Source organism: Psychrobacter sp. CLB018 (assembly GCF_041222815.1).
Lineage (GTDB): Bacteria > Pseudomonadota > Gammaproteobacteria > Pseudomonadales > Moraxellaceae > Psychrobacter > Psychrobacter faecalis.
This window is the reverse complement of record NZ_CP166085.1, coordinates 582,245-605,468: the sequence shown is the minus strand read 5'-3', so window position 1 is coordinate 605,468 and position 23,224 is coordinate 582,245. Positions and strand designations below refer to the sequence as shown.

The 23,224-nt window shown below is 43.7% G+C and carries 16 protein-coding genes; 6 read left to right on the top strand and 10 right to left on the bottom strand.

The genetic code is table 11. From position 1 onward, the window contains the following. Positions 1-47: 47 nt before the first annotated feature. The 3 genes from AB8P72_RS02630 to AB8P72_RS02620 form a co-directional block, all read right to left on the bottom strand. Entirely contained in the window at positions 48-572 is a 525-nt protein-coding gene (locus AB8P72_RS02630) for a TPM domain-containing protein (RefSeq protein ID WP_068408537.1), read from the bottom strand. Between the two features lie 86 nt (positions 573-658). Next, the gene (locus tag AB8P72_RS02625) at positions 659-1,834 is read right to left on the bottom strand and encodes a YgcG family protein (RefSeq protein ID WP_286984967.1); all 1,176 of its coding nucleotides are present in this window, start codon (positions 1,832-1,834) and stop codon (positions 659-661) included. 166 nt (positions 1,835-2,000) lie between these two features. Next, positions 2,001-2,633: a LemA family protein gene (locus AB8P72_RS02620; RefSeq protein ID WP_068408542.1), complete on the bottom strand. Its 633-nt coding sequence runs from the start codon at positions 2,631-2,633 to the stop codon at positions 2,001-2,003. A 974-nt stretch (positions 2,634-3,607) separates the two neighbouring features. Between AB8P72_RS02620 and AB8P72_RS02615 the strand changes: the two genes are divergently transcribed. Next, positions 3,608-5,158 (top strand): sodium:alanine symporter family protein, encoded by a 1,551-nt coding sequence (locus AB8P72_RS02615; RefSeq protein ID WP_193030099.1) that lies wholly within the window; start codon positions 3,608-3,610, stop codon positions 5,156-5,158. Positions 5,159-5,522: 364 nt separating this feature from the next. Here AB8P72_RS02615 and AB8P72_RS02610 read toward each other — a convergent pair whose 3' ends face one another. Both AB8P72_RS02610 and AB8P72_RS02605 read right to left on the bottom strand, forming a co-directional pair. Then, complete coding sequence (locus tag AB8P72_RS02610) at positions 5,523-6,143, bottom strand: fasciclin domain-containing protein (RefSeq protein ID WP_068408547.1); 621 nt, start codon at positions 6,141-6,143, stop codon at positions 5,523-5,525. A 397-nt stretch (positions 6,144-6,540) separates the two neighbouring features. Beyond that, entirely contained in the window at positions 6,541-7,095 is a 555-nt protein-coding gene (locus AB8P72_RS02605) for a fasciclin domain-containing protein (protein WP_068408549.1), read from the bottom strand. A gap of 938 nt (positions 7,096-8,033) precedes the next feature. On the opposite strand from AB8P72_RS02605, the gene metH reads away from it, so the two are divergent. Both metH and AB8P72_RS02595 read left to right on the top strand, forming a co-directional pair. Further along, positions 8,034-11,690: a methionine synthase gene (metH, locus tag AB8P72_RS02600; RefSeq protein WP_369811257.1), complete on the top strand. Its 3,657-nt coding sequence runs from the start codon at positions 8,034-8,036 to the stop codon at positions 11,688-11,690. Between the two features lie 322 nt (positions 11,691-12,012). Next, positions 12,013-13,545: a hypothetical protein gene (locus tag AB8P72_RS02595; protein WP_068408553.1), complete on the top strand. Its 1,533-nt coding sequence runs from the start codon at positions 12,013-12,015 to the stop codon at positions 13,543-13,545. Positions 13,546-13,616: 71 nt separating this feature from the next. On the opposite strand, the gene AB8P72_RS02590 is transcribed toward AB8P72_RS02595, so the two are convergent. The 3 genes from AB8P72_RS02590 to AB8P72_RS02580 form a co-directional block, all read right to left on the bottom strand. Continuing rightward, complete coding sequence (locus AB8P72_RS02590; RefSeq protein ID WP_082894404.1) at positions 13,617-13,766, bottom strand: DUF2256 domain-containing protein; 150 nt, start codon at positions 13,764-13,766, stop codon at positions 13,617-13,619. 27 nt (positions 13,767-13,793) lie between these two features. Further along, complete coding sequence (locus tag AB8P72_RS02585; protein WP_068408555.1) at positions 13,794-14,804, bottom strand: PD40 domain-containing protein; 1,011 nt, start codon at positions 14,802-14,804, stop codon at positions 13,794-13,796. Between the two features lie 223 nt (positions 14,805-15,027). Further along, on the bottom strand, positions 15,028-15,519 hold the full coding sequence (locus tag AB8P72_RS02580; protein ID WP_068408557.1) for an META domain-containing protein: 492 nt from the start codon (positions 15,517-15,519) through the stop codon (positions 15,028-15,030). A 391-nt stretch (positions 15,520-15,910) separates the two neighbouring features. Here AB8P72_RS02580 and AB8P72_RS02575 point away from each other — a divergent pair, with 391 nt between their 5' ends. Continuing rightward, positions 15,911-16,612, top strand: a complete 702-nt coding sequence (locus AB8P72_RS02575) for an IS1 family transposase (protein WP_305935458.1) — start codon at positions 15,911-15,913, stop codon at positions 16,610-16,612. A gap of 65 nt (positions 16,613-16,677) precedes the next feature. On the opposite strand, the gene AB8P72_RS02570 is transcribed toward AB8P72_RS02575, so the two are convergent. Next, on the bottom strand, positions 16,678-17,784 hold the full coding sequence (locus AB8P72_RS02570; RefSeq protein ID WP_068406695.1) for a lipase secretion chaperone: 1,107 nt from the start codon (positions 17,782-17,784) through the stop codon (positions 16,678-16,680). A 172-nt stretch (positions 17,785-17,956) separates the two neighbouring features. Further along, positions 17,957-19,027 (bottom strand): triacylglycerol lipase, encoded by a 1,071-nt coding sequence (locus tag AB8P72_RS02565; protein WP_068406697.1) that lies wholly within the window; start codon positions 19,025-19,027, stop codon positions 17,957-17,959. Between the two features lie 372 nt (positions 19,028-19,399). On the opposite strand from AB8P72_RS02565, the gene map reads away from it, so the two are divergent. Continuing rightward, positions 19,400-20,191, top strand: a complete 792-nt coding sequence (map, locus tag AB8P72_RS02560) for a type I methionyl aminopeptidase (protein WP_369811258.1) — start codon at positions 19,400-19,402, stop codon at positions 20,189-20,191. A gap of 146 nt (positions 20,192-20,337) precedes the next feature. Further along, positions 20,338-23,109 carry a [protein-PII] uridylyltransferase gene (glnD, locus tag AB8P72_RS02555; RefSeq protein WP_369957941.1) on the top strand — a complete coding sequence of 924 codons (2,772 nt, stop codon included), beginning with the start codon at positions 20,338-20,340 and terminating at the stop codon, positions 23,107-23,109. The last annotated feature ends 115 nt before the right edge of the window (positions 23,110-23,224 follow it).

Genomic DNA, 23,224 nt, shown 5'->3' with positions numbered 1-23,224 from the left:
GTTATTAAAGAAACTGCTATTTTTAAAAATATTATTTTGAAAAATTGCTATTTTAAAAATACCACGGTATCGGACAGCTCATTACCCGCAGGGTCATGTTCAAGATGATAATACTGACGCAATAACTGACCTACCTCGTCCAACAACTCCATCAGACTTTCTTCAGTTTTTTGATTGGCGATACCTGAGACCGCCTTTTCACACATGGCGCTCCACACGGTTGGACTGACATGCGTGCTGATACCGCGGTCAGCGACGATTTCTAGCTTATGCTCGCAAATATTGACATAAATCAAAACGCCGGTGTTTTCTTCGGTATCCCACACGCGATATTCGCTAAATAAATCAATCGCCCGATCGCGACAGTCAAGATGATAAGCATCTTGGATAGGTAAGTGATTTTCGATAATCAAAAACACCTCGCCGCGATGTCCGCGCTCAGCCAGCGTCACCTGCTCTGTCAGCCGAGCCTTCGCCGCGGGCGTAAGCCACTTGCTATGCAACATAGGGACAAACAGTACTTGACGCCACCAACGGGCAAAACTTGCCTGCGACGAATTGCTTTTTACCATTATATTATATCCTCAAGTACGCCATTGCTGGCAATTTTCTAATGTCTGAGCCTAATTTACCCTTCTTACTCTTATAAAAATCGCCTCTACCAAGAGCCGCCCGCGCCGCCGCCGCCAAAGCCGCCGCCGCCGCCGCCGAAGCCGCCACCACCAAAACCACCGCCGCCAAAACCGCCACTACCACCGCCCATACCGGGCAGGAATACTATACCGCCGCCACCGCCGCGTCCTCCACGACCACCGCCTGAGCCGCGCGAAATTAAAAACAGCCAGATAAATATCGCCATAATTAACGTCATAAAGAAACCGCCGCCCAAGGCCAGCGAGCCTACAAAGAAGCCGCCAGCGGTCAGGATAGAACCAAAAATGCGTCCAAAGATACTGGTAATAAAGCTACCAAATATCATTGCCATGACAAATAAAAACACCGGCGATGGGTTATCACCAATGTCATTTTGATTTTGACCGCGTTCAGCCGCTTGCGCATCGGCACGCGCCAATACTTCAGGATCAGCGGTCAGGCGCGTTTGCAGCGCGCCAACGCCCGCCAATATCCCAGCGCCATAGTCATTTTGCTTAAATAGCGGTGTGATGTCTTCGCGAATAATACGGTTGACCGCCGAATCTGGCAACACCCCTTCTAGTCCGTAACCCGTTAAAATATAGATATTGCGGTCATTAACGGCAACGACCATTAGCAGGCCATCGTCAATATCTTTATTGCCCAGCTGCCATTTTTCGGCAACTTGTAGCGCATAATCAAAGATTGGCATGCCATTGGTGGTCGGTACAATGACCACCGCAGCTTGCGCCAAACCTTGCTGATAAATGCCTCTTAGCTGCGCCTCTAAACGCTGCTTTTCTTGCGGGTTTAAGATATTGGCTTGGTCGATAACTGGCGAGTTTAAGATGAGCTTATCGGCATCAACGCCCTGAGCACTTGATTGTACAGGCGGACGATTAGAGGTTGTTGAGGTGGTCGTATTACTATTGGAATTAGCAGCATTAGGATTGATAGCATCATTGCCAAGAACAGCTTCGTTAATTGCTTCGTTACCTAAGACGGCATCGTTGATGGCTTCATTAGTTTCGGCAGCTTTTGCAATCGCTACCAATTCCTCGACACTACGGTTTTGCATATCTGAGGTGCTATCGCTAGCGACCGCCGTATTATTAGCATCGGGCGCTGCATGCAGCAGCGAGCCACTTCCAATGCTTAGAGTAAATAATAATGCGGATAAGAGTGCTGTTGAATGCTTCATCTAATCTATACCACCTCAAATAACATCTGTACTAATAAATGACGACAAAACCAACTGCTATAAACGACAACAAAAAAAACGACTGTCAAATAATTGCACTGTCACATAAACAGTAGCATTTATAGGCCATGATGGTAGATAGAACGCCTAAACTAAAAACTTGGCTTTACTGCGTCGTCTGAGCATTATCGTCGCCGAAGTTGACACTTGGTGCAGTCGATATTTCTTTTTCATTGGCAACGCTAAAGTTTGGTTTGGCGTCCATACCAAATACTTTGGCTGTAATATTGGTTGGGAACTGACGCACGGTAGTGTTATAGCCCTGAACTTCTTGAATATAACGATTACGCGCCACCGTAATACGGTTTTCTGTACCTTCCAGCTGCGCCTGCAAATCTTGGAACAAAGCATCAGATTTTAGCTCAGGATAGCGCTCAGAAACCGCCATCAAACGCGATAGCGCGCCGGTCATCTGGTCTTGGGCAGCCGCATAGCGCTCCATCGCTTCAGGGTCATTAAGCAGCTCTGGCGTGACCGTAATACCACCCGCTTGTGAGCGCGCCGCTGCGACTTGAGTAAATACTTCTTGCTCTTGCTTGGCGTATTGCTGCACGACTTTGACCAGGTTTGGCACCAAGTCCGAACGACGCTGATATTGGTTGACCACTTCTGACCAAGCCGCGGTGACCTGCTCATCTTGCGCCTGCAAATTGTTATAGCCACAACCGCTCAAACCGACAGTAGAGGTCGCTAATACTGCTGATAGCAACATAGGTTTTAAAAAAGATTTACGCGTCATCGTTGACTCTCCTAATGATAAATAACAAACAAAACGTTTTTTAATCGCTTTTTTTAATGTTAACCACTTAATATGCACTTATAGTTTATTGCCTACTGGATTTTATAACCGACAGTTTCGCAGCTAACTGTTTCATAGCGTGAATATCGCAGCAGCAATATATTGTGCTAATAATGGCGCTATACCGTCACTTTTACAATTCATCGTTACCAAAACACAACCGCAAAGCAGCGTTTATCGTAGGGCTGTGGCGCATTTTAGGCATTTAGCACTACTGTTAACGCGACTGTCTTTTAAGCCCCCATTAACGGTTAATTAAAAAGTATTGGCCAATACAAGATAAACAGAAGATTTTTTGACCTTGTATAGGCAATCAAGCGAAGAAAACCATTTATAAATGAACGCCCTTATAAAGAAAATTCTAGTAATTGCCTAAAAAATATGGCAAATTGCAGTTACGTAGCCGTACGGTTTGAATACATTTGGTAGTGGACTTATAAGAATTTAGGTACTAGCAGCTCGTCAATGTCGCATCAAAAAGGATTGATAAACGACTAAAGACTGCTCTATTACCCTACTCTACCATGTAAGTGTAGCCAGCTGATATGACTCATAAAAAGTTAAGTGTCATCTTCTCGCTTACTGAGATGATGGTTATTTATATTATAACCGCCTGTTTTATCCACTGGTTTATTTTAAGCGCTTTACATAAAAGTAGCCTTAATAAACTATCAACGCTGATAAGCGGTTGCATACGCTCATTATTGTTCATAAACCAGACGGATAACAGCAGACAACTACAGTCCATCCTTGGTGGCTAAGCGCGTATGAAACTTAATCTGTAAGGAGAATTTCCACCGCAGTTAAGTGCATGCAGATTATTTGAGTGGTTGGTTTTAATAAGGATATTAAAGCTGGTCTACTCTTAGCATCATCATATATAGCCACTTTGAGACAGTACTAGGAATATACATATGGAAGGTTTAGTCGATTTAGTAAACGGAATTATCTGGAGCCCAGCATTGGTTTATCTCTGCTTGGGCGCAGGTTTATTTTATTCCATCATGACGCGCTTCGTACAAGTACGTTTATTCGGGGAAATGATTACCTTACTTTTTACCGGTAAATCAAGTGCACAGGGTATTTCATCATTTCAGGCACTCGCCGTATCTCTAGCAGGGCGTGTGGGTATGGGTAACATCGCTGGGGTCGCCGCCGCTATTGGTTTCGGTGGTCCTGGTGCAGTATTTTGGATGTGGGTTGTGGCTTTCTTAGGCGCATCTACCGCTTATGTCGAAGCAACCCTTGCACAGATTTATAAAGAAAAAGACGTCATCACTGGCGAATACCGCGGCGGTCCAGCTTACTATTTTGAGCGCGCCCTTGGTCAACGCTGGTATGGCATTCTTTTTGCCGTCGCGTCTATCTTAGCTTGCGGTATGTTCTTACCGGGCGTGCAGGCGAACGGCGTTATCAGCGCGTTTGCCCAAGTCATGGGTGAAGGCACGCCGATGAATATCATGGGCTTAGAAGTTGGCTCTATGCGCTTGGTCGGTCTTGCTATCATTTTGGTCATCTTAGGTACTATTATCTTTGGTGGTATCAAACGTATCGCAACCTTTACCGAGTATGCTGTTCCTTTTATGGCTCTTGGTTATATTGGCCTTGCACTCGTCATTATGTTTACCAATTACCAGATGATTCCAGAAGTCTTTGGTTTGATTATCAGTGATGCGTTTACCGCACAAGCAGGCTTTGGTGCTGCTATCGGTTGGGGTGTCAAACGTGGTATTTACTCTAACGAAGCGGGTCAAGGTACAGGTCCTCACGCTGCGGCGGCCGCGGAAGTTGAGCATCCATCACAGCAAGGTTTGGTACAAGCATTCTCAGTGTATGTTGATACCCTACTAGTCTGTTCTGCGACTGCGTTTATGATCATCACCATGGGTACTTATAATATCCAAGGTACACTACCTGACGGTCAATTCATCGTACAAAACGTCGCGGCTGGTGTTGAGATCAACTCGCCTGCCTTTACGCAGATGGCAATGGAAACCATGTACGGTCAATTTGGTAATATCTTTATTGCCGTTGCGGTCTTCTTCTTTGCCTTTACCACCATCTTGGCGTACTACTATATCGCTGAAGTAAACGTGGCTTACTTGACGCGCTTTATCAGTCGCGGTGCTAATAGAACTGGTCTATTCTTAGTTAAAATCTTAATCATGGTAATGGTTGCCTACGGTGGTCTTAACTCTGCAGGCTACATTTGGGATATCGGTGATATCGGCGTAGGCCTAATGGCGTGGTTAAATATCGTTGGTATTTTGGTTATCTTTATTGTCGCGCGTCCAACGCTTACTATGCTTAGGGATTATGAAGCACAGCGTAAAGCAGGCGTGAAGCACTATACCTTTGATCCAGCAAAATTCGGTATCAAAAATGCGCCGTATTGGGAAGAGCGTCATCTAAAGCAGCAACAAAGAATGGCAGCTCAAGACCCATTACATAAAGAACATCTATAGTTTACTGAGCTATAATGTTGTCTAAGCAGTATTGATGACACTACAAGCATCGATAAAACAAAAAGCCTGAGGCAATGGTTTCAGGCTTTTTTATTGGGCGATTTATTTCAAAATCGTTACAGAGTGAGTGAAAAGCAATATCGATACAACACGCACTGCTGATATCAATTTTTCTTGCTTGCTGTGCCTGCGCAGACAGAGGCTACAAAAAATTGATATCAGCAATACCGTAGCGTTTTTAGAATATCTTGACTATACAGGGTGACTGGGATAAATTTTTCATCAGTCAGCAAACATAAAAAAGCCTAGCTTTATAGCTAGGCTTTTGGCATTTTAAAGTAAGATTGGTGTGAATCGCTGAGCCTTATTTAGGCAATAAAACTGTATCAATTACATGAACTACGCCGTTGGTTGCCATCATATCGGTACCAACGATGTTTGCAGTGTTGCCACTGGCATCAGTAATCACGTTAGCATCACTAATAGAGATGGTTTGACCGTTTGCCGTGTCGATAGCGGTACCATAAGGAATATCAGCAGCTTTGACCACCATCGGCACGACATGATACGTCAATACGCTAGTCAACATCTCTTTATCACCGAGCAATTCCTCTTTAGTGACGTTTAGTTTGGTCAACAAAGCAGCAAAGGCATCATCGGTTGGGGCGAATACCGTGTATTGACCTTCTGCCATCATCATGTCATCAAGATCAGCCGCTTGCAGCGCTTCGGTTAGGATGGTTAGATTCTCATTACCAGCAGCCATCTCACCGATACTTTGCGTCGCTGCTGCATCTACAGGCATCGCATCAGTAGACTCAGCCACTGCTTCAGCTGGCATATCTGTGGTGGTTTCTGGTTCAACGGCTACGTCAGTAGTTGCGGCTGGCTCAACTGGCTCAGTAACGGCTTCTTTATCGTTACAGGCCGCCAACGACATAGCAGCGGTAACGACAGCGATAGATAATAAATTCTTTTTTAACATAGGTCATTCCTTTGAAATAACGGGTTTATGGATGGTGTTTTTTGATTTTAGAACGGTTTTAGTTTTGGAACTTTTAAATTTAGATACTGATATAAATACTGATAAATAAAAGCTTCTGAATGAAAATGCCGGTAAATGAGCAAGAAGTTAAGTAATATCACTCGGTGTCTACTATCTTAGCTGATTATTTTTTACTTACTGCTGACTTAGGTAGCAACACTGTATCGATCGCGTATAGCGCCCCATTGCTAGGCTAAAGAGCAATCTTAAGTTTATAACCTAGCAATGGTGATATAGCATTTGAATCTGCCTACTACCTAAGTAGATAATTTGTCGCTCTTTTACTGCTTATTTAAGCAATAAGTTGTTTAAGCGACAGGATTATTTAGGCAGTGGGTTATTTAGGCAGCAACACTCTATCTATCACATGTATCACGCCATTACTCGCCGCGATATCTGTTTTTAAAATCTTGATGGTACGACCATTTTCATCCATCAGTCGGCCTTGTGGCGTAATCACCAGCGTATCATTACTGAGCATGGTGTAATTACCCGGTCTGACGTGTTTTTGATAAACAGGCGTATTGCCTTTGAGCACATGATAGGTCAAGATTTTGGTCAACAATGGCTTATTAGCAAACAGCTCAGCTTTGGTCATGCCGGTTTCTTGTAACGCTTGCACAAAAGCGGTATTGGTCGGAGCCAGTATCGTGTAGCTTGCACTGGTATCGGTCAGCGCGCCTGCTAAACCTGCCGCTTGCAAGGCTTCTACTAACAGTGAGAAATCAGCGTTGCTTTGAGCAATCTGTACCACGTTCATATTGGCAGTTGGTTGGCTGTGCATGGGCGCTGTTGTGACAGGAGTTTTGGTTGGCATCATATTATTACAAGCGCTAAGGCCGGCAATTGAAAGGGCTAAGGTACCAAGAGTGGCGATTTTGATCAGTTTCATAACATTGTCCTTAATGATTGAATGACTACATGGTTTAATAAATGAATAGTTCACTGATTACAATTTATGGATTTTTATTACGGTCTTACGGCCAGATTGTCTTTTCTTAAAATCCTTGCCTATTCCGTTTTTAATTCTTAATTGCTAACCACTCTCAAATAAAAACCATTAACAGTTACTAATAAGCATTGCTTATGAAACGTCAATCCTTCTGAAATTAAATTAACATATCACAAAGCATTATAAACTTGCGTTTAGGCTAATTTTTGTAGCTTGCATGTAAACCAAATCAGTTTAATAAAACCTGGTATAAATAGCTGCTTTATAAATACAAATCAAAGCTTTAGGTAATCCTCTACTGAAATGATATTCATTTGTTCCAAGCGGCGTTATGCAATAGAATTTGTTATAACTGTATTTTTAATTTGGTAGTTTTAATAATGTGCTAACTTTTAATACCATGCTCATTTGGTGCAACGATAATTGGTTATAGTAATCAATTTTTGTTATTTTTAAATACGATGGCGTCAGTGATAGTGCCGAAATGGAATAAGCGGAATAAGCACAATCCCGCGAGTAATAGCCGTTTCGTGCTAGAATAATCTAGATTTGCTTATCGATTTTGAAGCCACCTTTTTATCAATACTATTGTTTTATATAGCCTATTTTATAAGTAGCTAACTTAGTAAGCTCGCCCTAAAAACTTTGAAAGACTTTATCTTCTTCCTTTTCTTATCTTGACTCTAATAAGCAGCGCTCCTATGACTCAAACCACCACCCCACCGACCTGTTCTCATAATCATACTGGTGTCGCCAATACCAATACAGCCAATGCCACCAATGTATTAAGCACGGCTAGTGACTTTATTTTGACGCCGCCTGCTGTATTTCCTTATAAAGCGCAGCAGTTAACCGCGCGCGCACGCCTCACCGAGCAGATGGCGGCGCGAATTATAATGCTAGATGGCGCGATGGGTACCCATATTCAGACCTTTAAGTTAGAGGAAGCCGATTATCGCGGCGAGCGTTTTGCCGATATTGAGCAAGATGTACGCGGTAATAACGATTTGTTGGTGCTCACGCAGCCGCAGATGATTAAAGAGATTCATAGCGCGCACCTAAAAGCAGGTGCCGATATCATTGAAACCAATAGCTTTAACGGTACGCGCCTATCGATGGCCGACTACGACATGCAGCACCTCGTGCCTGAGCTCAATAAAACCGCTGCGAAAATTGCCCGCGAAGCTGCTGATGAATACACCGCTAAGACCCCAGAAAAGCCGCGCTTTGTGGCAGGCGTTATTGGGCCGACGTCGCGCACCTGTTCGTTATCTCCTGACGTCAATGACCCCGCCTTTCGTAATATCACCTTTGATGAGTTGGTGCTTAATTACCGTGAGGCGACGCTGGCCTTGATAGAAGGCGGCGTCGATATTCTATTAATCGAGACCATTTTTGATACGCTAAATGCTAAGGCAGCAATCTTTGCGGTCACGGGCGTGTTTGATGATATTGGTTTTGAATTACCGATTATGATTTCGGGAACGATTACCGATGCCTCAGGTCGGACGCTTTCAGGTCAAACGGCTGAGGCGTTTTATAACTCGATTCGCCATGCTAAGCCCTTATCGGTTGGCTTTAACTGTGCGCTTGGTGCTGATGCGCTGCGTCCGCATATTCAAACGCTGTCAAATATCGCCGATACTTATGTGTCAGCGCATCCAAACGCAGGTTTGCCCAATGAGTTTGGTGAGTACGATGAAACACCAGAGCAAACGGCGGCCCTGCTCGAAGGCTTTGCCAAAGCTGGCATTTTAAATATCGTCGGCGGCTGCTGCGGTACCACGCCTGAGCATATTCGCCTAATTGCGGAGATGGTCGCCAATTACTCACCGCGCGTGATTCCTGAAATACCGCCTGCCTGCCGCTTATCAGGACTTGAGCCATTTACCATTACCCCTGAAAGCTTATTCGTTAACGTCGGTGAGCGTACCAACGTGACGGGTTCGAAAAAATTCCTACGCTTGATTAAAACCGAAGCTTATACCGAAGCACTCGATGTCGCGCGTGACCAAGTCGAGGGCGGCGCACAAATCGTCGATATCAATATGGACGAGGGCATGCTCGACTCCAAGCAAGCGATGATTCACTTCGTCAATTTGGTCTCTGGTGAGCCGGATATCAGCCGCGTGCCCTTGATGATTGACTCATCAAAATGGGACATTATCGAAGAAGGACTTAAACGCATTCAAGGTAAATCCGTCGTCAACTCTATCTCATTAAAAGAAGGTCATGCTGAGTTCGTCGAGCGCGCCAAGCTTTGTATGCGCTATGGCGCAGCGGTCATCGTCATGGCGTTTGATGAGGACGGTCAGGCCGATACCTATGAGCGCAAAATCGAGATTTGTCAGCGCAGTTATGATGTCTTGGTCAATGAAGTCGGCTTCCCTAGCGAGGATATCATTTTTGACCCGAATATCTTTGCGGTTGCGACCGGTATTACCGAGCATAATAATTACGGCGCTGACTTTATCAATGCCACCAAATGGATAACCGATAATTTACCAAACGCCATGGTATCGGGCGGCGTCTCCAACGTGTCTTTTAGTTTCCGTGGCAACCCGATCCGTGAAGCCATCAATTCAGTCTTTCTATACCATGCGATTCAAAACGGCTTAACCATGGGTATCGTTAACCCAGCTATGCTGGAGGTTTATGATGACATTCCGAAGGAAGCTCGCGACGCCATCGAAGATGTGATGCTCAACCGCAATCAAGGCGAAAGCGGTCAAGAGGCGACCGAACGTTTGATGACCATCGCTGAAAGTTATCAAGACGGCGGTAAGAAAAAAGACAGCACCATCGATATGTCATGGCGCGAAGGCACGGTCGAAGAGCGCATTGCCCATGCATTGGTAAAAGGTATCACCACCTTTATCGATGCCGATACCAAAGAGGCGTGGGAGAAATATCCTAAGCCACTAGAAGTCATCGAAGGGCCATTAATGGACGGCATGAATATCGTCGGCGACTTATTTGGCGCGGGTAAAATGTTCTTACCACAAGTGGTAAAATCTGCCCGCGTCATGAAACAATCAGTCGCTTGGCTCAACCCTTATATCGAAGCGGAAAAAGTTGAGGGCGAAAAGAAAGGTAAAATCCTTATGGCGACGGTCAAAGGTGACGTCCATGATATCGGCAAAAACATCGTCGGCGTGGTCCTTGGCTGTAACGGCTATGAAATCCTCGATCTTGGCGTGATGGTACCGTGTGAAAAAATCCTCGATACCGCGCTTGCAGAAGAAGTTGATATCATCGGTTTATCAGGTCTGATCACCCCAAGTCTCGATGAGATGGTCTATGTCGCCAAGCAAATGCAAGAACGCGGCATGACCCTACCCTTGATGATTGGAGGGGCAACAACCTCTAAAGCGCATACGGCAGTAAAAGTCGAACCTCAATACCAAAACGATGCGGTTATTTATGTATCAGACGCTTCACGCTCAGTTGGCGTCGTCACTAAGCTACTATCCAAAGAGCACCGTCAAGGTCTCATCAATGAGACGCGTGAAGAGTACATCAAAGTACGTGAACGTCTCGCTAAACGCCAACCAAAAGCGGCGAAAATCTCTTATGTTGAGTCGATTGAGCTTGGTTTTCAGTACGATTGGGACAACTATGTACCGCCAGTGCCAAATAAGCTAGGTCAAGTCATCCTTGATGATTACCCGATTACCAATATATTGCCTTATATCGACTGGACGCCGTTCTTTATCTCTTGGGGCTTGGCGGGTAAATACCCAAAAATCTTGCAAGATGATGTGGTTGGTGAAGCCGCGCGTGATTTGTTTGATAATGCCAATGACTTGATGCAAAAGATGATTGATGAAAAGTTAATCGTCGCTAAAGGCGTGTTTAAACTCATGCCAGCTAAGCGCACTGGCGCGGATACCGTTACTGTCTATGATAAAGCACCAACTGATGGCGGCACAGCAGAATATCAATTTGAGCATTTGCGTCAACAGTCAGATAAAGCCAGCGGCAAGCCAAACTTTAGCTTGGCAGACTTTATCTCGCCATCAGATGCGCATACCGATTATCTTGGCGGTTTTACCGTCTCTATCGTTGGCACAGAGGCGCTTGCTGAGCAGTACAAAGCAGCTGGCGACGACTATAATGCCATCATGACCCAAGCCTTATCTGACCGCTTAGCGGAAGCCTTTGCCGAACATTTACATGAGCTCATACGTAAAGAGTACTGGGGTTATCAGGCTGACGAGAATCTAACCAATGACGAGATGATCAAAGAAAAATACGTCGGTATCCGTCCTGCGCCTGGCTACCCTGCTTGCCCTGAGCATACCGAAAAAGGCAAGTTATTTGAGTGGATTGGTACGGGCGATGCTATCGGTACTAAGCTCACCGAAAGCTATGCGATGTGGCCTGCGTCATCGGTCAGTGGTTTCTACTACTCGCATCCTAATAGCGAGTACTTTAACGTCGGTAAAATCAGTACCGATCAGTTAGAAAGCTATGCTGAGCGTAAAGGCTGGGATATGAAAACGGCTGAGAAATGGTTAAATCCGAATTTGTAAAAAAACTCATTTAAATATAACGTTTAATCATACCGTCATACCTCCTATCTCATTTAATAAAGATGCTATAGGAGATGTGGCGGTATTTTTTTATGTCCACTTTCTATCTGCTGACATTCAATACTAACGTTACTTACCGACCTTTTTAAGCTATTAAAACGCATAAATACTTTTTTTGGTTGGATTCACTAAAAATATTTGTTATATTCATAAAAAAACATTTATATATAATAAAAATTAAATACTTTAAAAAAGAAGGGACAAGGACGTCGTTTGTATAGCCGCCAAGATTTTACATTTTTCATTCAAGGAGAGATAAAAAATGAAATCATTTAAATTAGCATTATTAGCCATCACTACTTCTCTGCTCTTACAAGGATGTAATGATGATTCCGATTCCTATCAGCCACCTTCACAGCCACCTGATATTAAATCTGAAATGACAGGACTTTGGACTAGTAATGATACCGAAAGTGATCTTTTGGCTCTAGCTTTCTTCGAAGATGGTTCTTATATTCATGTAGAGGTAGAAAACAAGCCTGAACCTCTATTAAGACAAGCTTTTACAATCCAGTCAGGAAACGTTGCAAATGATGGCATGGAGTGGGGGAAATATACTATAGACAATAAAACAGGAGCATTGAAGGTTAATCAAATTTTCGATGATAATGGTGAAAACGGTCTATCAGAAAACCTGACTCAGTATATTTCAGTATCTGAAGGGATACTTACCATTCAGATTGATGAGAATAATAATGGCGTTATAGATAGCAATGAGTCTTTCAGTTTCTCAAAAGCTAAAAATGACGGATATTTAGGAATTTGGAGAGGCGAGGAAACAGAGGACGAGTTAGAGTCGGTTGCTTTTTTTGAAGATGGTACTTATATTCAGCTTAAAGTTGATGCAGAAAAATCATTAGATAACCCAGAAAACGGTATGGAGTGGGGTAATTATACCGTTGACGCTAACACGGATAGATTGGAAACCAGTCAAATCTTTGATGATAATGGTATCTCAGGATTTTCAGAACCTCTTACACGCTACCTTAAAGCATCTAGTGGCGAACTTACACTTGACGTTGATGAGAATCAGAATGGCGTTATAGATGAAAATGAATCCTTTGATTTTTCGAAAAACAGACCTATTGTAATGCCAACGTCTAAAAAACTTATAGGGCTTTGGGAAAATAAAGATACTAGCAATGATTTATTAGCGTTAGCATTCTTTGATGACGGCACCTATGTTCATATGGAAGTTGACGAAAGGCCACCTTTTGACAACCCTAATAATGAGAAGTCTGGTATGGAATGGGGTAGATTTACTTTAAATGATAAAACAGGAGAATTAAAAGTAAATCAGATTTTCGATAATAATGGCGACACTGGATTATCAGATATTCTTATCCGATACGCTCGAATATCTGGTGACACCCTGACTCTGGAAGTTGATGAAAATAGAAATGGTGCAATAGATAATGATGAGTCTTTTAAATTCGAAAAGGCCAAGTCTGAAAAAATAGTAGGACTTTGGAGAAATAAAGACACTAACAATGAGCTATTGGCATTAGCATTTTTCGATGATGGCACCTATGTTCACATGGAAGTCGACAATGCACCACCTTTCGATAATATGGATAACGAAATATCCGGTATGGAGTGGGGAAACTATACTATCAATGGCATAACAGGAGCATTAACAGTTAATCAAATACTAGATAACAATGGTAGTACTGGATTGTCAGATGCTCTATCTCGGTATGTAAGAGTAAATGATAAACGACTGACGCTTGAAGTTGATGAAAATAAGAATGGCATCATAGACGATGATGAGTTTTTCCATTTTCAGCGCCAGTAATGATCAAAACCAATTGTAATTTTGAAAGTAAAGTTTAGCCACTTTAATAAGTGGCTAAACTCTTTGAGTCATTAATATTCATTATTTACCTTCCCTCGCCGACACTTTTCAGAACAATAAGTCACCTGCTCCCAATCCCTCTCCCACTTTTTGCGCCACGTAAACGGTCGCTGGCAAACAGGGCAGATTTTTTGCGGTAGGTTTACTTTTTTGTGCGCCATGATATTTACCTTTACATTAAAAATTTTTTACCGACCCCAAATCGGTGAGCGCACAACGCCGCCCGTCTTACTGCTAATCGCGTAGCTTGAATGGCCAGCTAAAGAATGAATCACTAAACTGCTACCATTTTGACCGCTCACTTGCGAAAGCTTTGTGGGATAAACGGCGTACTGTGCAGAAGGCGACAGACGCGCGGGCTCATCAAGTCCTGTCTCAGCTAGATTAATTACTTGCCCTGTCACAAGTGTCATTACCGCCGCCTTACGACCATTAAGATAGGCTAAATACTGTCCATCCAAGCTCAGTTGCGGACTGGCCGCATAGCCTGCGGTCGGTATCAATGTCGCCTTACCGGTAGCAAAGTGATAACGATAAATACTGGGACGACCAGCGCGGACTTTATCGCTGGTATAAACAAAGCTTTGCCCATCGTTTGCATAGCTTGGCTGCACTTCTGTGCTCGGTAAGGTTGTGAGCTGTTTGGTATGCCCGTCACTTAAGCGCATCTCATAGATATCAGCATTGCCGCCGACGGTTGAGCTATAAAGCAGTTTTTGCCCATTAGGTGAAAATGATGCTGATAAGTTACTGCCCTCAGTATTGACGATTAAATTTTGGGTGTTGCTGTTGCGATCATAAGTATAAATCTTGGGAGACTGGCGCGCGACTTGTTTGCTATAGACGATCATTTGACCATCCGCAGACCACGCTGGCGCATAAATATAACCATTCAACTGATCTATCAATTGGCGGTCGCTACCATCAGGACGAATGCTATATAGCGTTGATATCTTTGCTGCGCCTGCTCCCTGCTCTTCGACATAAGCGATGCGCCCTTGCCGATCTATCGCTGGCATGCGCGCCGTTAGAGGATTACTCGCACTTGTATCAATAGGTGTTTTGGTTGCATGATTCGCTTTAGCCATCGTACTTGGCAACGTTTGACAGCCCGTTAATAGACCAAAAGCCGTTATCGCCGTGATGCCAGTTATTGTGCGTAGGTTGACAGATGATTTTTCTCCAAATATTTCTAACATAAATGACATCCAATAAAATGCTGATAAATACAAAATGAGAGTTTTGATAAGGTTAAAAAGTTGATGGCATAAGAAATATCTTAATGGCTTAAACATTTGACCTTAGCGACTTATGACAGTGTAGCGGAAAGCGTCACGAATTTTAGATAAAAAAAATGCCCCACTGTTTAGTGAGGCATTTTTAAATGGTCAGATTTTAAAACGTTTATATTAAACGATTAACTTATTTAGAAACGGCTTTAAAATGAGCCACTTGATTGCTATTAGTAATCGTCAAGATAGGTGTGTTATTGGCATTCTTATTAATGCTATATTTACCTTGTACCGTTGCAAGTGTCGCTGTATCAAAGCTGGCTTGTGGCTCAGGGCACGCCATCATTGTTGATAAAACATTACCGAGTACGACATTGCCATTTACCACACTATAGTTGGCACCCATATTATTGCAGGTATTGATAAAGCTCACGCGGTCATTACCGTTATCTTTAAAAAAATTAAGCGTCAATGGTTTGCTTGGATCAAAGAATAATTGGCTAACTTTGTCGCCATTAGTGCGCTTAGCATCGACAAGCTGCCAGTTATACGCTTGTAGGGCGTCAACAGTAATTGGCTGGGTCACAGGCGCGGTCACGCTAGGTGTGGTTTGGCAGCCAGCAGCAGCAAGTGTACCAACCGCAAGGGTAGCAGCCATCATCATTTTAGTCATGTTTTTCATATAAACTCCTAGAGGTTTCAAATATAAAAATAAGAGTGCAAAGGTAAAAAAATATTGTTTTTATCATATTAAGCAGCATTTTCTCAGGTTAATGTGCTCTGCTTAATGTGTTTTTATCGTTAGTCTAAACAGTGAGGTTATTATGCCCATTTTTCATAAGCCTGTCATGATAGATTGAGTACCAATTACCGCTATATTTGTTCTACTTTATAGCTTTTTTGCTAACATACCTTGTTACAATACCTATTCCCTGCTAGCACTTTAGCTAATAACACTATTTAGAGTGCTGATAATTCAATTTCACCGTTAAATACTTGGTGGTGTATCAGAAAGTATGCTGAGGAAATAAAAGGAGGAGTGACAGCCAGAGCAAGATGATATATTTGAGGTTATGAAGACACAAATAGATATCAGTTGCCCCGACTGTCACAGTAATAGTTTTTCGATAAATGGCAAAAAAAGCTATGGCAAGCAGAATTATCAATGTAAGGACTGCAAACGTCAGTTTATTGGCGACCATGCCTTAACTTATCATGGCTGTCACTCTAAAGTGGAAGAGCTTATACGGCTCATGACAGTTAGAGGCTGCGGCGTTAGAGACATAGCTGTTATAGCCTCAGTCAGTATCGGTAAAGTATTGAGCACCATAGGCTCATCTGTTTATAAGATTACGCTTAAGAAGCGCTACTATGAACGCTTAGAGGTTGATGAATTCTGGACTTACGTGTATCGCAAAAAGCGTAAAGTTTGGCTTATTTATGCTTATGATCGCGTTACTAATGAGATTGTTGCTTATGTTTGGGGCAAACGTGACCTGAAAACAGCTAAGAAGCTAAGAGCTCGTCTCAAGCAGCTGAAAGTCAGCTATGGCTCTATCAGTATGGATAACTGGGACAGTTTTATAACCGCCTTTAAATTTGACCACAAACGAGTTGGCAAATCTCATACGGTAGGCATTGAAGGTAATAACTGTCGCCTTAGACACCGATTGCGACGAGCCGTTCGAAAGACCTGTTGTTTCTCTAAGAAGCTCGATAATCACTTCAAAGTGTTTGATATGGTGTTCTTTTACATCAATTATGGTTACGTCTGATGCCGGCATACTTTTTAGAACACCACCAAATACTTTTTATTTTTACCTAAAAATTAACATCGGATTTAATTGGGAGTTGCAGCCTTTTGTTGTTGCAAAGCGGCATAACCTGCCAAACGTTTGCGTTCAGTCTCATTAAATAATTGCTGCTCCATTTGACTGATTCGGGCTTGCGCTTGCGTTTTATCAGCGCTTTGACTTAGTAGCTGCTGTTTTTGAGCTTGATACTGCTTAAAACGCTGATCAAAATGAGCATCTTGTTGATCGACCTGCGCAAGCCTTGCTGCTGCTGGCGCGCCAACCAACTCACGACGCATATTATATAACTCTTCAGCCGTTGCACCCATTGCTTGCAGCTGCTCTGTACGACTAAGTAACTCCTCCAGATTCGCCTGCTGAGCGATGTTGGCTTTGGTCGCATTATTGGGCATCCGGCTAATATAATCTTGCTTTGCCGCTTTTTTTTGGGCGTCAGACATTTGCTTATCTTGGTTAATTTTGACCATCGCCATACTATAATCATCATATTCATCTTCTGCGCCAAAAAAGGCGGTGATAGTATTTTTATCAAAATACTGCTGGCGTAATTTGGCAACATCTTGCTGCTGCTGCGCCACCACACTTAAATCCAGCTCGCCATTTTTGGTCGCCTGTAGTTGCAGATTGCCATAACGGCTTTCTATTGCAGGAATCGCTTTAAGATAGGCGATGTACTGGTCAAATATCTTCATCGCTTGGCTGGCGGCAGGCTCTGGCGTATGACTGCGGATATAACTCTCCACCCGCGCATAAACAACCGCTTCGTCCTCTTCGCCTAGCGCTGACAGAAAATAATCAAATAAACGCCGTAGCCCTTCGGTGACGACCAGCTGTTTATTTTCATCAATGATAATCTCTCCATCGACCTCCGTTCCTTGCAAGGAGCGCGGTAAATTCTCAAGACCCGTCGTAAATTGAGAAGCGTCTTGCTTAGCGAACGTGCCAACATTATTATTAACATTCGCCTCGTCTATGATGCTGACATTGGCTTGGCTATTCAGCGCCGTAGACTCTGTTTGAGAAAAAGGTTTGCGAGCATTATCGGGCTTAAACCACCAAATAATCGCCACAACTAAAATGATTATCACGGCGATAATGATGAGCAAAAATGGTGAACGGCGCTTAGTTGGCATAACGACACTATCTTATTTAATCAAGCGGTTTATAAGGAATTTACTATTCATAAAATGGGGCAAAATAAAAGGGCCCGTTACATAGTGACCCTTTTAGGCAAAAGCGGTTTATTTGCTAATTTACATTTAAGCCTTAATAATTAAATTTAATTACTAAATTTAGAAATTGGCTTTATAAATTGGCATTTTTTAAACGGTTAACCTGTTCGCGATAAACAGTTTTAGGATTAGGTTGTCCCCATGCGACCAAGCCTAATAGTTGATTGACCGAATCCATATGATTCATTTTGTAATCATCGCGGATGACATGACCTAGACGGCTTGAACAAGCAGAAACCAACCCATCATTTGGGTCATTTTTAAATACTTGTGAGGTCGCTAATAACACATAATCCATCGGGTCTAGCGCATTGGTTACTTGCCCGACACCACTGAATGAATAGTAGTTGATACCGTTTACCTTGGTATCTTTTGGTTGACCACAATAGCTTGAAGGCATGGCCGCTGGGAACTCGCGGTTAAAATCCGCCATATAGTCAGTTGATAAGGCGGTAACCGCACCAAACCCGTCTTGCTCTTGCAGCTTATCGATAGGGATGCCAGCGTTTAAATCCATAAAATTACCTAAGAAACCAAACAAGGTAAGCGCGGCTTTGGTAGCAGTATTATACTCACCATTGACTCTGTCATTATCAATCTGCTCAACCACCCAATCGGCTAATGCCGCCCCTTGCTCTGGGCTGGCAACTGCCGTCACTGACGCCACATACTTTGGCTCAACAGCAGCAACATAACGAATATCATGCCCGCCATGACTATGCCCGATTAAGTTCACCTTGGGGCTACCAGATATCGCGCTAATGGTTTTTACTTGCTGTAGTAGCTGCTCGCCGCGCACTCGGCTATCATTAAAAGAAGAGGTCTTGGTCGCGTAGACTTTTGAGCCGCCACTCATCAGGGTTTGCGGAATGCCATAAAAGTAATCGACACCGAGTAGCTTGGTAAAGCCGACCAGACCATGAGTCATGACAATGGGATATTTGGTATCAGTATGTTTTGAGGTGAAAAATTTGCTATCGACCATTTTACAGCCGGTGGCATTGGCGCAATTATAAAATTGTCCCGCTGCTTGAGCAGAAGTGGTTTGTAAGGTCATGAGGAGCACACCGACAGCAATAGCGCCAAGTGAAGGTAGAAAGGCGCTGGGCATTATGGCAGCGCGCAGGCGAGATTTTAGAGTCATAACAACTTCCTTGTTATTGTAAAATAAAAGTGTGAAGCCATTTTTATGCGGCTTATCTTTAACGTTTATTCTTCTTTAACGTTTAGCTATTGCATCCTGCACTAAGCGCTAAAAATCGTTGCCAATTCATTTAGCAAACAAAATTACAATACTTCTATCATCTACAACATTCAACTGCTTTTTGACATATGTGTCATATTTCCATGACTTTATAGTCACGTATCTACATATAAATAAGCTGAGACAGTTAATATCACTATAATGCTAGGCTTGATAAATGCGTACAAAGTTGCTAAGGGTTAGCAGAACAGCGACGCTTGCATTTATGGTATAATTGCCTACCTAAATTCTATAACTATAAGTACGACTATGATGACCAAAAAATCCCTTATCCAATCTCCTGAAGCCATAGAAAAAATGCGCGTGGCCGGTAAACTTGCCAGCGATGTGCTTGTAATGCTCGATGAGCACGTCAAAGTTGGCGTCAGTACCGAAGCATTGAACCAAATCGCTCACGATTATATCGTTAATGTGCAAGAAGCGATTCCTGCGCCCCTTAACTATAATGGCTTCCCAAAATCTATCTGTACCTCTGTCAACCATGTGGTTTGTCACGGTATTCCAACCGACAATAAACTACTAAAAGATGGCGATATCATCAATATTGATGTCACGGTTATCAAAGATGGCTATTACGGCGATACTTCGAAAATGTGGATTGTCGGCAATGGCTCTATCATGGCGCAGCGTATTTGCAAAGTGGCACAAGAAGCCCTTTATGCCGGTATGAGCGTGGTCAAAAATGGCGCGCGCTTAGGCGATGTCGGTGCGGCTATTCAAGAAGTGGTCGAGCCTGAGCGCTTTAGTATCGTGCGCGAGTTCTGTGGTCACGGTATTAGTAATGAATTCCATCACGAGCCGCAAGTCATGCACTATGGTAAAAAAGGCACAGGCTTTGAGCTAAAAACCGGTATGACTTTTACCATTGAGCCGATGATTAACCAAGGCACGTGGCAGACCAAAATTTTACCGGACGAATGGACGGCGATTACTAAAGACCGCAAGCTGTCAGCACAGTGGGAACATACCATGGTGGTGACGGACAATGGCTGTGAAGTCTTTACTACGCGCCCCGAAGAAGACTTAAGCTTTTTGACCCAGTAATACTTAAAAAGATCGCCTAGGCGGTCTTTTTTTTGCCTGAAAATTCAGGCATATTGGCGGTGCTATTTTTTGTTTTTCAGCGTGATATTTGCATTCACCCATTTTTTTAGCGCCTCTATTTACAACCTCTTAATCGGATACCCTTCATGTTTACTTGTGATGTCGCGACCATTGATTTGACGCCTATGCCTCTATTATCAGACCATAGCACTACAACCGATAGCGCGACGTCGCTCAGTAATCGCGAGCAAAATATTTCTAAGCACAGTATTTCTAAGCACAGTATTTCCGAACAGAGTATTGCTGAATGGCTGATTCAAATCAATGACGATATCAGCCGCGAGCTCGAACGCGGCGTCAATATCCGCCAATTGGTAGCGGCTCGTGCCTGTGTCATCGATGAGTTACTCATTGCGTTGTTCAAATGGTTTGAGCTTGATAAAACGGACTTAGCATTATTTGCCACTGGCGGTTATGGCCGCGGTGAGCTGTCGTTATATTCAGATGTCGATATTTTGCTGCTAACGCCAGACGAGATTGCGGCTGATAATAAAGAGAAAATCGATAATTTAGTGGCACTATTGTGGGATATTGGACTTGAGCCTGCCCTATCGGTGCGCAGCGTCAGCGAATGCTTGGAGGCGGCGCTCGACCACACCGTTGCCAGTACTTTACTAGAGGCGCGGTTGTTAGACGGCAATGAAGCATTGCAAGATGTGCCCCATAGAATCGTCAATACCCAGTGGTCGCCACGTGATTTTTATGAGGTGAAAATCGCTGAAGCAAAAGCGCGTTATTTGCAGCACAATGCCACCGAGTACAATCTTGAGCCTAACATTAAAACGGCGCCCGGTGGTCTGCGTGACATTCATATTATTGGTTGGGTGACCAAACGCTACTTTCGCGTCAGTAAGCTTTATGACCTGGTGCAGCAAAACTTTTTGACCGAAAAAGAGTTTGATGAGCTTAACTTTGCCGAAGGTTATTTATGGCAAATCCGCCATTATTTGCATGAGCTGACTGGGCGCAATGAAAACAAGCTGCTATTTGATTATCAGCGTGAAATTGCGCAAATGATGGGCTATGAGACGCAGCCTGACGACCAACCAAATGCTGCCGTTGAGCGCTTTATGCGCGATTATTATCGCTGTGCCATGCAGATATCGACGCTATCTGAGATGCTGACCAATCATTATTATGAGACCATTATCGAGCCGCAACTGCCGGATGAAGAACGACCAAAAAAACATCCGATTAACGCCCGCTTTAACCGAGTCGGCGAACAGATTGCAATATCGCATCATCGCGTCTTTGCTCAGCACCCTGAGGCGATTTTAGAGATGTTTTTGCTGATGGGTCAATACGGTATCAAAAACGTCCGTACCCATACCTTGCGTGCGTTAAAAATAGCGGCGCGCGGCATCGATCAAGCGTATAGAGACAACCCGTCGCATCAAGCGCTATTTTTAGCCAATTTAAAAGAGCAAAATTATTTATTTCATCGCCTGCGTACCATGAATCGTTACGGCGTTTTGGGCAGCTATATCCCAGCTTTTGCGCAAGTAACGGGGCTGATGCAGTACGATTTATTTCATCGTTATACCGTTGATGCGCATACGTTATTTTTGATTCGTATTTTGCACCGCTTTACCGATCCGCGCTTTTTTGAGGACTTTCCACTGGTCAGCTCTATCTTTCAGCGTATCGAGCGCAAAGAGATTTTGGTGCTGGCGGCGATGTTTCATGATATCGCTAAAGGCCGCGGCGGTAATCATAGCCAGCTTGGCGAAACAGAAGCGATTGAGTTTTGTCTTGCTCATGGCATGAGTACTGCGGACGCGCATTTGGTCGGCTGGTTGACCCGCTATCATTTGCTGATGTCGATGACAGCGCAGAAAAAGGACATCTCAGACCCAGAAGTGGTGACGCTATTTGCCGATTTAGTCGGAAATGTCACCCATTTAAACCATCTGTATGTGCTGACGGTCGCCGATATGAATGCCACCAATCCCCAGCTTTGGAACAGCTGGCGCGCAACCTTGATGAAGCAGCTGTATTCACAAACACGGCGTATCCTGCGCGCTGATATTGACGCCCCAACCAACCGCCAAGATATGATTAAAGCCACGCGCAAACAGGCGCTGGCGATGCTTGATAATGTCGATAATCAGCACATGAATCGCGAAGAGGTTTTAAGGTTATGGGATGACTTGGGCGATGAGTATTTTTTGCGCGAGATCGCAGAAGATATCTTGTGGCATACTGAAGCTATCTTAAACCATCCGCCCATCGGCCGCGCCTCCGATGCCAATAGTCAGCCCTTGGTCGTGTTACGTGAGCATCGCGAGCTGGCACTTGATGCGGTGCAAGTGTTTGTTTATACCCAAGATCAGGTCAATTTATTTGCCGTTACCATGGCGGTATTTGACCAAATGAATCTCGATGTTTTGGATGCCCGCATCATTACCGCAACGCGTGATTTTGCCTTAGATTCCTACGTGCTGCTCGACCGCAGCGGCACGTTATTGGTCGATACAGACAGCCAACAAGAGCTTAAACAGCGCTTAATCGACGCCTTTAAAAATCCGACGGTGCCCAAGCTTACCAATAGAAAAATGCCGCGCCAGTTGCGACATTTCGATGTTGCTACGACGATTCACTTTGAGTTTAATGAAGCCTCAAATCAGCATATCATGAGCTTAGAGACGCTTGATCAACCAGGCTTACTGGCCCGCGTTGGTCAGGTGTTTTTACAACAACAAATTGAAGTGCATGCCGCCCGTATTACCACGTTAGGCGAGCGCGCAGAAGATATGTTTTATATCAGCGATCAAAACGATCAGGCATTGTCGGCGGATAAACTTGAGACATTGAAGGCGGCATTGATAGCAAGCCTGAGCATTCGTAACGATGGTTAATTGCTATATAGCTGCTTATGTTAGAAGTTAATCGTTAGAAGCTAAATTATAAATACGAAAAACGCTTTATCGTTAACCTTCAACGATAAAGCATTTTTTTAAGACGAAATATCAA